Genomic DNA, 12,821 nt, shown 5'->3' on the forward strand with positions numbered 1-12,821 from the left:
GAGGCGGTGCGGCAGCGACCGCCGCACCGCCTCCGCTGCTGGGTGCTCAGCAGATGCAGGAGATGGTCAGGGTGATGCTGGCGGGTGGGGGCGGCGAGTTGAGGTAGGGGCCGATCCAGACCATGATGCCCCTGTCTCCGTCGGTGTCCCTCCAGGTCCATCGCTGGTTGCTGCCGAGCGGGGTGCCGTCGCCGTTGGTGATGGTCCAGTTGTTGTCCGGGTGCAGGCCCTGGGGGCAGATGGCGCTGACACCGCTCGGGGAGCCGGTGGCGGACACGGTCTCGGGGAGGTTGTCGGCCTGGGCGGGGCCGACGAGGACGGCGGTCAGTGCCACCGCTGCCAGGCCGGCACCGGCGAGTCGTCTGGGGTGCATGGATGTCCTCTCGCTGAGCGGCCCCTCGAACGGAGCCGAGCGGTCACATCCGTCGCCACAGCACGGCATGCCCATACCAATTCCGTCGCACTCCACTCTTCTGCGCCAGCTGAGAGGGCATCAGAAGTCGGGGCGGGCCTGCTTTCGTCACTACGCACCAAGGGCGTTGCGGACTTCGGGCATCCGCAGCGACGTCATCCGGCGCCAGCCGCCCAGCCGTTCGTAGCCGTAGACCGCGTGGATGCCGAGGGCCAGCACGGTGGCCTTCGGCCGTGTCCAGTGCAGGATCCGCCCCATGTGAGCCATCACGGCGAGGCTGACGTCGCGGTAGGTCCGGATCTCGGCCCGGGCGGTGCGCTGCAGGGCGGTCAGGATGGTCCTGCCGTGTCCGGCGGCCGCCAGCCGCAGCAGTTCCTCGTGGCAGTAGGCGAGGTGGTTATCCTCGTCGGCGGAGATCATCCGGACTGCGTGGCCCACCTCCGGATGGTCGCCGAAGGTCGCGGTCAGCAGCCGCATCTGTTCGGCGGCCCGCTGCTCGGTGACCCGACTGTGGGCGAGGTAGACGATGACGTCGTGGTGGGTGAGCGGCTGGTTCTCGCGCAGCCGCACATGCGCCAGGCCGATGCCCTGGCGTTCCAGCAGCATCGTGTAGTCCGTCTCGTCCGGGACCTCGACCTCGGTGAGTCCGCGTTTGTGCAGCAGCGCCTTGAAGATGCGGCCGTGCTTGTCCTCGTCGGCGCCGTGCCGGGCGATCTTTGGGGCCAGCCCCGGGTCCGCCACCAGGGCCGCGATGCGGCTGTTCTCCCAGCCGCCCTGGCTCTCGCCCTTCGCGGCGATACTGCAGAACAGGCGGAAGGCGTCGTCGTTGTCGTGGATCTCCTGGAACAGGCTGCGCGCCGAGAGCACCCAGAACCGCCTCTCCTGGTAGCCGAAGCATCGATCGGGTCCGCGTCAGGACGAGGGCGCGGACGATGTCGATGATCCAGTCAACGGCCGCGCCCCGACGCCCCGCAACCGGAGCCCCCGCCGTTCCGCCGTCCGGACCAGCCGAGCGGTGGCGAAGCCGAGCCGTTTCACACGGGCCGGTGGTCAGGCGGTGGTCTTCGGGGCGGTGACGAGGGTTTGCAGGGCGCGGACCAACTGGCTTGCGTCCGAGGGGGAGAGCGGGGCGAGGAACTGACGTTCCATCTCCGTGCGGGCGTGCTCGGCGTCGCGCAGGCAGTCCTCACCCGCCGGGGTCAGCTGGACGGTGTTCCTGCGCCGGTCCTGGGGGCTGCGTCGGCGCTCGACGAGCCCCTTCTCCTCCAGGGCGTCGACGAGCGCCACCATCGTCGTGCGGTCGACGCTCAGCCTGCCTGCCGCCTCCAGCTGGGACAGCGGGTACTCCGCCGCGAGCACGACCAGGACCGCCAGTTCGCGGCCGTCGATGCCGAACGGCGCCAGCGCCGGCGCGGATGCCTCGGCAAGCCGCAGCTGCACGTGTTTGAGCAGGTAGCCGAGCCGGGAGGAGAGGACCTCGGAGGCTGCATCGCTCGTCATGCCCGCATCGTATCCCAGGGCTGATAGTCAGGAGTGCTGACGATCATCTATGGTGACAGTGCTGCCGTCGTCAACGGCCGCACGTCGAGCCGAAGGGCGCGTGGGCACCATGACCGACCACCATCTGGACCGAGTGACGTTTGGCATCAAGACCACCCCGATGCGCGTCGCCTACCAGGACATCCTCCGGATCTGGCAGGAGGCCGACGAGCTGCCGGAGATCGCGGACGCATGGCTGTGGGATCACCTGATGCCGATCGCGGGCCCCAGGGACGGGCAGATCCTCGAAGGCTGGACGCTGCTGAGTGCCCTGGCCGCACAGACCCGACGGCTGCGGCTGGGACTGCTCGTGACCAGTAACCGGATCCGTCAGCCTGCCGTCCTGGGCAAGATCGCCACCACGGTCGACGTGATCTCCCAGGGCCGCCTGGTCATGGGCCTCGGCGTGGGCGGCACCCACCAGCCCCCCGACACCGGCGGCGTCATCGGCGAGAACCCCGCCGTCGCGGAGTACGAGGCCTACGGTCTGACCCTGGTTCCGCCGGGCGAGGGTATCGGCCGCCTGGCCGAGACGATCGCCATCCTCAAGCGCATGTGGACGGAGGAGGTCTTCGACTTCCACGGGCAGTACTACACGCTCAGGGGCAACCGCAACGAGCCCAAGCCGGTCCAGCAAGCGGGCCCACCACTGCTCATCGGCGGCTGGGGAACCAGAACCCTCCGTCTGGTCGCCGAGCACGCGGACATCTGGAACATCCCCGGCCCGCCGCACAACACCCTGGACTACATCACCCAGCGCAGCCGCGTCCTGGACGCGCACTGCGTGGCCGTCGGGCGGGACCCTCGGACGATCACCCGATCGGTGCAGTACATCGTCTCCTACGACGACCCGGCCGGTGACCGCAGGGCGGTCCTGGAGCTCATCGGCGCCGGCATGACGCACATCGTGCTCAGCCTGCGAAGCCCGTACCCGCCACGGGCCGCACGTTGGCTCGTCGAGGAGATCATCGCGCCGGTACGCGCGGAGCTCGACGGGCGTTGAAGGTCGAGCCGGTGCTCTCGTGACGTCGTTACCGTTCGGCGTCGAGGAGTTCGAAGGTGGGTTCGCCGTGGTGGGGGTCGGGGCTGGGGACGAGGCGGAGGGGCGCGCCGGGGTAGGCCGTGCGGGGGTGGGTGCCGACGAGGCGTCCGGCGAGGGCGAGGCCCTCGTTCATCTGGACCAGTACCGCGTCCTCGCGGCCGAGACGGCGGGTCAGCACGCCCGCGCCGTCGCCGTGGGCCGGCTCCAGATCGGGGGAGGCGCAACTGGGGCAGAGCAGGCGGCGGTACGCGGGGGTCCCGCACCAGCGGCACCGGTGGAAGTCGAGCCCTGAGTGGTCGGCGTCGGGCGCCGTGGCGGGCGCCGTGGTCGTCTGTGAGGGAAGCACACTGCGACCCTAGGGTACGGGGTGTTCTTCAGTAAAGGTACCTAGTGCCATTATCCGAAAGGATGGCCCGCCTCAGTTCTCGTCGAAGGCGGCCTCGACGTCCCTGACGACGCGCCAGAGCGGGGTGCTGCGCCGGGTGATGACCACCACCACGTCGTCCTCGGGCGGGGGCGTCGCCCCGGCGCCGTCGGCGGGTTCGCCGCTCCAGGTGCGCATGACCAGGTCGAGGGCCTGGTCGGTGAGGGCGGCCGCGTCGTCGCGGCCGCCGCCGCGCAGCCAGGAGCGCAGGGCGTTGTTGTGGGCGGCGACCACCGAGGCGGCGATCACGTCGGCGCGGATGGTCCCGTCGGTGCGGTCGGCGTAGCGGCCGCGCAGGTAGCCGGCCAGGGTCCGTTCGTAGCGCCAGACCACCGAGAGCTCGTAGCCGCGCAGCCCGGGGACCTTCTTGGTGAGCTGGTAGCGCTGCACCGAGAAGGCCGGGTTCTCCGCGTACATCCGCAGTACCAGCCGGGCGGCGTCGCAGACCCTGGCCACCGGGTCGTCGCCGTCCGCGCTGGCGTCCAGGAACTCGGTCATGTCGGCCAGGCAGCGTTCGTGGTCGGGGAAGACCACGTCCTCCTTGGAGGGGAAGTAGCGGAAGAAGGAGCGGCGTCCCACTCCCGCGAGGGCGACGATGTCGTCCACCGTCGTCTGCTCGAAGCCGCGCTCGGGGAAGAGCTGGAACGCGGCGGCGACCAGCGCGTCCCGCATCGGCGGCTTGGCTGTGCCGGCGGTCTTGGACGCTGTGGCGGTCTTGGCCGCTGGGGCGGCTCGGCGTCGGGTGGGCACCTCGGTCATGGCGGAAAACGTAGCACCGGACTACAGATTTGGCACTTGGTGTGCATAATCAGAGGTACTGAGTGCCTTCTGCTGACGCCGCCGACTGGAGAGCTACCGCGATGAGCAACGACTTTGACCTGTTCCGGATCTCGGAGGAGCACGAGATGCTTCGGGATGCGGTGCGTTCGCTGGCGGAGTCCAAGATCGCGCCCTTCGCGGCGGAGGTGGATGAGCAGGCGCGGTTTCCGCGGGAGGCGCTGGACGCGCTGACGGCGAATGATCTGCATGCGGTGCATGTGCCCGAGGAGTACGGGGGTGCGGGTGCGGACGCGCTGGCGACGGTGATCGTGATCGAGGAGGTGGCGCGGGTGTGTGCGTCGTCCTCGCTGATTCCGGCGGTCAACAAGCTGGGGTCGTTGCCGGTGATCCTGTCGGGGGACGAGGCGCTGAAGCGGAAGTACCTGGCGCCGTTGGCGCGCGGGCAGGGGATGTTCTCGTACTGCCTGTCGGAGCCGGACGCGGGTTCGGACGCGGCGGGGATGAAGACCCGCGCGGTGCGCGACGGGGACTTCTGGGTGCTCAACGGTGTCAAGCGGTGGATCACCAACGCCGGGGTGAGCGAGTTCTACACGGTGATGGCGGTCACCGATCCGGAGCTGCGCAGCCGGGGGATCTCGGCGTTCGTGGTGGAGAAGGGCGATGCGGGGGTGTCGTTCGGGGCGCCGGAGAAGAAGCTGGGGATCAAGGGTTCGCCGACGCGTGAGGTGTACCTGGACAATGTGCGGATTCCGGCGGACCGGATGATCGGCGCGGAGGGCACCGGGTTCGCGACCGCGATGAAGACGCTGGACCACACCCGGATCACCATCGCGGCCCAGGCGCTGGGTATCGCGCAGGGCGCGCTGGACTACGCGGCCGGGTACGTCAAGGAGCGCAGGCAGTTCGGCAGGGCCATCGCCGAGTTCCAGGGCATCCAGTTCATGCTCGCCGACATGGCGATGAAGCTGGAGGCGGCCCGGCAGCTCACCTATGCCGCCGCCGCCCGCTCCCAGCGTGGTGACGGTGACCTGACGTTCTTCGGCGCGGCGGCCAAATGCTTCGCCTCCGACGCCGCGATGGAGATCACCACCGACGCGGTCCAGCTCCTGGGCGGGTACGGCTACACCCGTGACTACCCGCTGGAGCGGATGATGCGCGACGCCAAGATCACCCAGATCTACGAGGGCACCAACCAGGTCCAGCGCATCGTCATGGCCCGCAACCTGCCCTGACCGCCGCGCCGCTGGTCGGCACGATCGATGTCCACCACTGCCACACCACCACTGCCACACCACCACTGACTGTAAAGGGAGACAGGCCGTGAGCTTGAGGATCGTTGTCTGTGTGAAGTACGTGCCCGATGCGACCGGTGACCGTCGCTTTGCCGATGACAACACGACCGATCGGGATTCCGTTGACGGTCTGCTCTCGGAGCTGGACGAGTACGGGGTGGAGCAGGCGTTGCGGATCGCTGAGGCGTCGGGGGACGCGGAGGTGACGGTGTTGACGGTGGGTCCGGACGATGCGAAGGACGCGTTGCGCAAGGCGTTGTCGATGGGTGCGGACAAGGCGGTGCACGTCAATGACGAGGACATCCACGGGACCGATGTGATCGGGACCTCGCTGGTGCTGGCGAAGGCGTTGGAGCGGACCGGGTTCGATCTGGTGGTGTGTGGGATGGCGTCGACGGACGGGACGATGGGTGTGGTGCCGGCGTTGCTGGCCGAGCGTCTGGGTGTGCCGCAGGTGACGCTGCTGTCCGAGGTCAGTGTCGAGGGCACGGTGGTGAGGGGTCGTCGGGACGGCGACGGTGCCACGGAGCTGCTGGAGGCGTCGTTGCCGGCGGTGGTGTCGGTGACCGACCAGTCCGGTGAGGCGCGGTACCCGTCGTTCAAGGGGATCATGGCGGCGAAGAAGAAGCCGGTGCAGGGGTTCGACCTGGATGATCTGGGGATCGGGGCGGAGGAGGTCGGTCTGGCCGGTGCGTGGACCGTGGTCGACGCGGTGGCGGCGCGTGCGGCGCGGACGGCGGGGACGGTCGTCAAGGACGAGGGCGAGGGCGGCAGGCAGCTGGCCGAGTACCTCGCCGCGCAGAAGTTCATCTAGAGCCCCGGGCTCGCATCCCGCATCCCCTTGTCGACGTTGAATTTCTTTGGAGAGCTGAGTTATGGGTGAAGTCCTGGTCCTGGTGGATCACGTGGACGGTGCTGTCCGCAAGCCGGCGCTGGAGCTGTTGACGCTGGCGCGTCGGATCGGTGAGCCGTCGGCGGTGCTGTTGGGCGCCGGTGCGGCGGCGGCGGAGCTGGCGGTGAAGCTGGGTGAGTTCGGTGCGGCGACGGTGTACACGGCCGATGCTGCGGAGTTCGGCGAGTTCCTGGTGGTGCCGAAGGTGGATGCGCTGGAGCAGATCGCCGGGGCCGGCAGCCCGGTGGCGGTGCTGGTGACGTCCTCGGGGGAGGGTAAGGAGGTCGCGGCGCGGCTGGCGTTGCGGCTGGGGTCGGGTGTGATCACCGATGCGGTGGACGTGACCGCGGGTGATGGTGGTCCGGTGGCGACGCAGTCGGCGTTCGCGGCGTCGTTCAGCACGACCTCGCGGGTGTCGCGGGGGGTGCCGGTGATTACGGTGAAGCCGAACGCGGTGGGTCCGGAGGCGGCTCCGGCCGCGGGTGCGGTGCAGGCGGTGGCGGTGGAGTTCGGTGCGGCCGCCAGCGGGACGCGGGTGGTTTCGCGGACGGCGCGGGTGTCGACCGGGCGTCCGGAGCTGACCGAGGCGGCGATCGTGGTCTCGGGTGGTCGTGGGGTGGGTGCGGCCGAGGGTTTCGGTGTGGTGGAGGAGCTTGCGGACTCGCTGGGTGCGGCGGTGGGCGCGAGCCGGGCCGCGGTGGACGCGGGTTGGTATCCGCACAGCAACCAGGTGGGGCAGACGGGTAAGCAGGTGTCGCCGCAGTTGTATATCGCGAACGGGATCTCGGGGGCGATTCAGCACCGGGCCGGGATGCAGACCTCGAAGACGATCGTGGCGGTGAACAAGGACGCCGAGGCGCCGATCTTCGAGCTGGCCGACTACGGCGTGGTGGGTGACCTGTTCGCGGTCCTGCCCCAGCTCACCGCCGAGATCAAGGCCCGCAAGGGCTGACCGACCCCAGGACCCCCCCAGGGTCGTCCCCGGTCGGCTACGGGTGTCCTCCGTAGTCGACCGGGGTGGGCAGGCTGGAGCAGATGTTCTGGTCGCCGGTGCGGGTCTCTGCGCTGATCGACGGCGTGGGCGTCGGGCCGGCCGACCCCGCCGCCCCGGTCGTACCGGGGGGAGTCCTGAGGCCGGCGGGCGCGTTGTCGCCGAGGACCAGGGTCAGCGCACTCACGCTGCTGTTCTGCCGCAGATCCGCGCCGGCCACCTGCGTCGCCAGGGCCTGCGCCGCGAGTTGCTCCCCGGGCGGGTAGTCGATCTCGGTCCGGGTGTAGCCGATGTAGTCGCCGCCGCCGACGGAGGCCCGCACGCCGAGCGCCGTGAGCGTGGCGGCGGCGTTGGTGGCCAGGTCCGGGGTCGTGGTGCCGTTGAACACCTGGACGGCGAGCGAGGACAGCGGCACCGGCGTCGGTGCGGGCGTCCCGGAGCCGGTCACGGTCGTGGCGGGTGCCGGTGAACTCGCGGCCGGGGCGGTGGAGGGGGCGGTGGTGCCGAACTCCCTGGCGGCGGTGGACCCCGGCAGCGGCTGGTCCTTGCGCAGGTCCTCCCAGACCTGGTCGAAACCGGCGCCCGGGATCACCCGGTTCACATCCGCCGGGTCGTACGCGTAGGGGGCGGTGATCATCTCGATGTCGTGTGCCTTGAGGTTCTTGACGCTCTCGGCCAGCGAGACCAGCGCGGGCAGCGACTTCAGGCCGGTGTCCACGGTCAGGTTGCGGGTCACCGCGCTCGCGATGTTGTAGAGCGTGACCGGATTGGACAGGGTGCCGTTGCTGGTCAGCTTGGTGAACAGCGAGGAGACGAACATCTGCTGGTACTGGATCCGTCCCAGGTCGCTGCCGTCGCCGACACCGTGCCGGTCCCGGACGAACTCCAGCGCCTGCGCGCCGCTGACCGTGTGCATCCCGGGGCTGAGGACCAGGCCGCTGTAGTTCGGGTCGTTGATGCCCGGCGGCGGTACGCAGACCGTGACGCCGTTGACGGCGTCGGTGAGGTCCTGCAACGCGTTGAAGGTCACCTCGACGAAGTGGTCGATCCGGATCCCGGTCATCTGCTCGACGGTGGCCACCGCGCAGGCGGGACCGCCGAGGTTCATCGCCAGGTCGAACATCGCCGCGTCGGCGGCCGGAACGTTCACTCCCGGGTCGTTGCGGCCCTGGCACTCCGGGCGCGGGGCGATCAGGTCGCGCGGAATCGACACCACCACCGCCCACTGCTTCTCGGCGTTGATGTGCACCAGCATGGCCGTGTCGGAGATGTTGGTGCCGAGCTTCGAGGAGTTGCCCAGATTCACCCCGTGCTGGCCGTCGCGCGTCTGCGAGCCCAGGAGCAGCAGGTTCACCGGGGTGTTGCCCTGGGGGTCGGCCTTCGCCGGTGCGGGCTGGTGCTTCACCCCGGCCAGGCTGACGGTGGCGATGGCGCGGAAGAGGTGGGTGTAGACCCAGGCGCCCGCGCCGGCGGTGAGCAGCACCAGGCACACGGTGATCCAGGCGACGACCCGGAGGATCCGGCGCCGCCGGGAGCGTGGCGTCGTACCGGAGTCGGGCGTACCGGCTATGTGGGAGGAGTCGCCGTCACGAGGCGCTCCGCCGTCCCGCCTGCTCATGCTGACTCCCCTCGCTCGCTCGGCCCGATGTGGGACGCTCGCCGACCTCGACGGTGAAGCCGTTTCCGGTCCGCGAGAAGGTTGCACGATTGCGCAAGAGTGTGATGAACGCCCCTGGTCAGGCAGGGGATCGGCCCGATCGGATCCGGGCGGAGGGGATGGGCTCGATGTCGGAGTGGCCCACGGCCATCCATCGTCCCATGGGCCCGCCGAGCGCGCTTCTTCACGGATAGTGCTGGCGAACAGTTGCCGAATTGCGCAAGTATGGAAATCGACGGGCCGGGGGCGCCCGATCCAGGGGGAGTACGTGAGCCGGCAGATGGCCTGGCAGGTCGGGATGGACGGGCGGCCGTTGCGGCGGCGACGCCGCAGGCGCGCGACACGACGACCCGTCTACGGTATCCAGGCCCGGCGGCGCCGGGCCCGTGGCGCCGGGCGGATCGCCGACCGGATCGCGATGTGGGCCGGGGGCCGGGGCTGACGCCCGCGTCAGGGGCTCGGGTAGCGGTCCGGGGCTGACGCCGCGTCAGAGGCTCGGGTGAGCGGTCCGGGTCAGGACTCGGTCAGGGCTCGGGTCGGCGGCGGAAGCGGCGCCTGCTGCGGGCGCGGCTCCAGAACCAGCTGGCCGGCGGCTTGTCGCTGCGCCAGGGCTGGGGCTCCGGGGCCTCCCGCTTCCAGCGGGCACTGAGCATCCGGGCCCGGCCGGAGGGTTCGTGGACCGGTGCGGAACGGGCGAACGCCTCGTCGAGGACCACCTCGTCCCAGTCGTCTCCAAAGGGCGCGGGTTCGCTCGACATGGCTCGTGTTCCTGGGGCTCGATCGACGTGGACGGGCGCCCGACGCGCCGTCCCTACGTTGATACCCGCTGATCCGTAAACGGGCCGTGAGGAAGATCGTGGATCGGCCTGTCGGCCTGTCAGGATGTGCCAATGGAACAGGAGCACGGGGCAGACCCGGAGGGCGGAACAGCCGGACCGGCCGGGAAGCCGCCTCGCGGTGACGGCCGCTGGCGTGGCGCCATCCGTACCCGGCGGGCGATCGTCACGACGACCCTCGCGGTCGCCGGTCTGGTGATCTCCAGCACCTACGGCGGACTGCTCGGCGAGCCGGGTGCGCACAACCACCTGGTGTACCGGCTGATCGCCGGGGTCAGCGCGATCGTGTTCCTGGTCTTCGCGCTGATCGCGGTACGCGGCGCGACCGACGACCTGCTCCGGCTGCTGCCGCACCGCTTCGGTGACGCGCGCACCGCGCCGCTGCGGGTGATCTGCCTGCTGAGCGGCTATGCCCTGGTGATCCTCGGGGCGCTCAGCCTGCTGCAGGTGCCGTGGAGCAGGCTGATCCTCGGCGGGGCGCTGACCGGGGTGATCCTGGGGATCGCCGCGCAGCCGGTGCTCGGCAACATCTTCGCCGGGCTGGTCCTGCTGGTGGCCCGGCCGTTCACCGTGGGCGAGGAGATCAGCGTCCAGTCCGGGCCGCTGGGCGGCCGGATCTACGGCGAGGTCACCGACATGACGCTGATCTTCGTCGAACTGCGCACCTCGGAGGGCCCGATGCTGCTGCCCAACACCGCGGTGCTCAGCGCGGCCATCGGCCCCCCGGTCCGGCCCGGGAGCGGCGTCACCTCGTGAGCGCACCGCCGTTCGGGCGATTGCCGCGCATCAGTGCAGCGCCGGTGACGGGGTGCGGAACCGGGCCGAAGCGGGGTCCGAGGGCAGGCTCGGGCGGGCGCAGGAGGATGACTCACATCGCGCGGGTGGGCGTTTTGGGTGATATCAACCTTTTGTAGCCATTTCTTCGGAGGCTACTGCGCTGCGACGGGAGCGGTCATGAACAACTACCCCTTGCTCAGCATCTTCTGGTCCATGTTCGAATTCTTCATCTGGATCCTGTGGTTCTTCCTGCTGTTCAAGATCATCACTGACATCTTCCGCAGCCATGACATGGGCGGCTGGGCCAAGGCCGGATGGATCGTCCTGGTGATTGTGCTGCCCTTCGTCGGCGTGCTCGCCTACGTCATCGTCCGGGGCAAGTCCATGGGCCAGCGTGATCTGGAGGCCAGGCAGCGGAGCGAGGACGCGTTCAAGGCGTATGTGCGCGATGCCGCGGGCGAACCCGGCGGCGGCGCGGTGGGCGCCACCGCGTCGGGCGGCTCCGGCGACGTGGACCAGCTCGCCAAGCTGGCGGAGCTGCGCACCAGCGGGGCGCTGAGCGACGAGGAGTTCCAGCAGGCCAAGCAGAAGCTGCTGGCCGGCTGACGGAGTGACGGCCGGGGCCGGGGACGTCGCGTCCCCGGCCCCGGCCGCTTCCCGCCGTTTCGGTGGCTGCCGGCGCTGTCGCCACTGCTGCTTTCGCCGCGGTGGTTGCCGACGGGGTGGCTAGCGGCGGTCAGGAGCCGGGGCGGCCACCGTGGTTGCCGCCCTTCTTGCGGCGGTCGTGCTTCTTGCGGGCGCGCTTGGACATGGGTTCCTTGTCGTGGTGCTTCGGTGGAAGGGGGCGTGGCGCATGGTCAGGCCGCTTGCGGCACCCGCTGGGTGAGCCGCTCGCTGAGCTTCAGCAGCCGGTCGACCGAGCGCTTGTCGGCGACCTGGGCGCCGGCCGGGGACGGGGTGAGCCCGTCGTAGTAGCCGCCGTTGACCACCGGGGTGGCGGGGGAGCAGAGCCGCAGGACGGTCTCGGCGACCTCCGCGGCGGGGCGTCCCGAGGTGCCGTAGAGCGGGCGGATCGCGGTCTCGGCGACGCCCGGGTGCACCGTGAGCGCGGTGTGCCCCTCCGGGAGCCAGCGGGCCAGCTCGGTGACGAAGGTGGTCAGCGCGAGCTTGGACTGCCCGTACGCGGCGATCCGGGAGTAGCGCTTGGCCCGGGTCAGGTCGGTCCAGTCGATGTTGGCGGTGCGGTGCAGGCTGGAGCTGAGCGCGACCAGCCTGCTGTCCGCGCCCCGGTTCAGCGGTCGCTCCAGCAGCCGGGTGAGCAGGTACGGGGCGAGGTGGTTGACCTGGAAGCAGAGCTCGTTGCCGGCGTCGGTCAGGGTTCGCCGCTCGGGCCCGGTGATCGCGGCGTTCAGCACCAGCAGGTCCAGCGTCTCGTGGTGGTCGGCCAGGCGCACGGCCAGCTCACGGACCTGGTCCAGGTGCGCGAAGTCGGCCACCGCCTGCTCCAGTGCGGAGGCCGGGGCGCCGGCCGCGACCAGGCGCTCGACCGCGGCGCCGGTGCTCTCCGCGCTCGGGCCGTGCACGATCACACGTGCGCCGCCGAGCGCGAGGCCCAGCGCGGTCTGGTGGCCGATGCCCTCGGTGGCACCGGTGACCAGTGCGGTGCGGTCGGCGAAGAGCTGGGGGTCGGAAGGCACGGTTGGTCCAATCGATCGGTACGGGGATCACGGGCACGCGGGTCGGCAAGGGGCCGGGCGGTGCCGGGTCCGGGGTGATGGGGACGGCGTGGGAGCCGTCGGCGCGACGGAAGAAGCGCGCGGCGTCAGCGCGTTATCGCGGACAGGGCCGCGTGCGGCGTCGCGCACGGGCGGGAACGGCCGGGCCCGGGATGGGGCGGCCGGTCCTCATGGCGTCGGCCGGCATGGACCGGCGCCGTCACGGCGCGGTCGGTGCTGCGGCTGCCAGGTCCCATGCCGTCCATCCCAGCCGGTGCCGGCGACGCCCGGCAAGCTCCGGAGGGTCGTCCTGGCGTGGCCCTGACGCCTCCTGGCGCGCTCCTGACGCGGGGTGACCGTTCCTTGTCGGGCCCTTAGCCGGGCCTTGGCGGCCGGCGGTCGCCGGGGCCCGTACGCACCGGCCGCGGGGGGAGTACCGCCAAGGATGCGTCAAGATCCGGGGC

At 70.6% G+C, this 12,821-nt stretch carries 15 protein-coding genes; 7 read left to right on the top strand and 8 right to left on the bottom strand.

Going from position 1 to position 12,821, the window contains the following annotated elements; all coding sequences use genetic code 11:
- Positions 1-46: 46 nt before the first annotated feature.
- From ABH925_RS20570 to ABH925_RS20580, 3 genes are all read right to left on the bottom strand, one after another.
- Positions 47-373 (bottom strand): hypothetical protein, encoded by a 327-nt coding sequence (locus tag ABH925_RS20570; RefSeq protein ID WP_370149927.1) that lies wholly within the window; start codon positions 371-373, stop codon positions 47-49.
- 150 nt (positions 374-523) lie between these two features.
- A complete protein-coding gene (locus tag ABH925_RS20575) occupies positions 524-1,279 on the bottom strand; it encodes a ferritin-like domain-containing protein (RefSeq protein ID WP_370149929.1) in 756 nt (251 codons plus the stop codon).
- 183 nt (positions 1,280-1,462) lie between these two features.
- Positions 1,463-1,912 (bottom strand): MarR family winged helix-turn-helix transcriptional regulator, encoded by a 450-nt coding sequence (locus ABH925_RS20580; RefSeq protein ID WP_370149930.1) that lies wholly within the window; start codon positions 1,910-1,912, stop codon positions 1,463-1,465.
- A 109-nt stretch (positions 1,913-2,021) separates the two neighbouring features.
- Here ABH925_RS20580 and ABH925_RS20585 point away from each other — a divergent pair, with 109 nt between their 5' ends.
- Entirely contained in the window at positions 2,022-2,954 is a 933-nt protein-coding gene (locus tag ABH925_RS20585) for an LLM class flavin-dependent oxidoreductase (RefSeq protein WP_370149931.1), read from the top strand.
- 28 nt (positions 2,955-2,982) lie between these two features.
- On the opposite strand, the gene ABH925_RS20590 is transcribed toward ABH925_RS20585, so the two are convergent.
- Together ABH925_RS20590 and ABH925_RS20595 are read right to left on the bottom strand one after the other, a co-directional pair.
- On the bottom strand, positions 2,983-3,339 hold the full coding sequence (locus tag ABH925_RS20590; RefSeq protein ID WP_370149933.1) for a hypothetical protein: 357 nt from the start codon (positions 3,337-3,339) through the stop codon (positions 2,983-2,985).
- Positions 3,340-3,411: 72 nt separating this feature from the next.
- On the bottom strand, positions 3,412-4,089 hold the full coding sequence (locus ABH925_RS20595) for a TetR family transcriptional regulator (RefSeq protein WP_370150122.1): 678 nt from the start codon (positions 4,087-4,089) through the stop codon (positions 3,412-3,414).
- Positions 4,090-4,277: 188 nt separating this feature from the next.
- Between ABH925_RS20595 and ABH925_RS20600 the strand changes: the two genes are divergently transcribed.
- The 3 genes from ABH925_RS20600 (at position 4,278) to ABH925_RS20610 (ending at position 7,333) form a co-directional block, all read left to right on the top strand.
- Complete coding sequence (locus ABH925_RS20600; protein ID WP_370149934.1) at positions 4,278-5,429, top strand: acyl-CoA dehydrogenase family protein; 1,152 nt, start codon at positions 4,278-4,280, stop codon at positions 5,427-5,429.
- A gap of 88 nt (positions 5,430-5,517) precedes the next feature.
- Entirely contained in the window at positions 5,518-6,303 is a 786-nt protein-coding gene (locus tag ABH925_RS20605) for an electron transfer flavoprotein subunit beta (protein ID WP_370149936.1), read from the top strand.
- A gap of 61 nt (positions 6,304-6,364) precedes the next feature.
- Positions 6,365-7,333, top strand: coding sequence for an electron transfer flavoprotein subunit alpha/FixB family protein (locus ABH925_RS20610; RefSeq protein ID WP_370149938.1), 969 nt, complete (start codon positions 6,365-6,367; stop codon positions 7,331-7,333).
- A 37-nt stretch (positions 7,334-7,370) separates the two neighbouring features.
- Here the strand turns inward: ABH925_RS20610 and ABH925_RS20615 are convergent, their stop codons facing one another.
- Entirely contained in the window at positions 7,371-8,990 is a 1,620-nt protein-coding gene (locus ABH925_RS20615; RefSeq protein ID WP_370149939.1) for an LCP family protein, read from the bottom strand.
- Between the two features lie 307 nt (positions 8,991-9,297).
- Here ABH925_RS20615 and ABH925_RS20620 point away from each other — a divergent pair, with 307 nt between their 5' ends.
- Positions 9,298-9,471 (top strand): hypothetical protein, encoded by a 174-nt coding sequence (locus ABH925_RS20620; RefSeq protein WP_370149941.1) that lies wholly within the window; start codon positions 9,298-9,300, stop codon positions 9,469-9,471.
- Between the two features lie 82 nt (positions 9,472-9,553).
- Here the strand turns inward: ABH925_RS20620 and ABH925_RS20625 are convergent, their stop codons facing one another.
- Positions 9,554-9,787, bottom strand: a complete 234-nt coding sequence (locus tag ABH925_RS20625; protein WP_370149943.1) for a hypothetical protein — start codon at positions 9,785-9,787, stop codon at positions 9,554-9,556.
- 132 nt (positions 9,788-9,919) lie between these two features.
- Between ABH925_RS20625 and ABH925_RS20630 the strand changes: the two genes are divergently transcribed.
- Together ABH925_RS20630 and ABH925_RS20635 are read left to right on the top strand one after the other, a co-directional pair.
- Positions 9,920-10,621 carry a mechanosensitive ion channel family protein gene (locus tag ABH925_RS20630; protein ID WP_370149944.1) on the top strand — a complete coding sequence of 234 codons (702 nt, stop codon included), beginning with the start codon at positions 9,920-9,922 and terminating at the stop codon, positions 10,619-10,621.
- A gap of 198 nt (positions 10,622-10,819) precedes the next feature.
- A complete protein-coding gene (locus ABH925_RS20635) occupies positions 10,820-11,248 on the top strand; it encodes an SHOCT domain-containing protein (protein ID WP_370149946.1) in 429 nt (142 codons plus the stop codon).
- Positions 11,249-11,499: 251 nt separating this feature from the next.
- Here ABH925_RS20635 and ABH925_RS20640 read toward each other — a convergent pair whose 3' ends face one another.
- The gene (locus ABH925_RS20640) at positions 11,500-12,339 is read right to left on the bottom strand and encodes an SDR family NAD(P)-dependent oxidoreductase (protein ID WP_370149947.1); all 840 of its coding nucleotides are present in this window, start codon (positions 12,337-12,339) and stop codon (positions 11,500-11,502) included.
- Positions 12,340-12,821 lie beyond the last annotated feature (482 nt).

The organism is Streptacidiphilus sp. EB129 (assembly GCF_041262645.1).
GTDB lineage: Bacteria > Actinomycetota > Actinomycetes > Streptomycetales > Streptomycetaceae > Streptacidiphilus.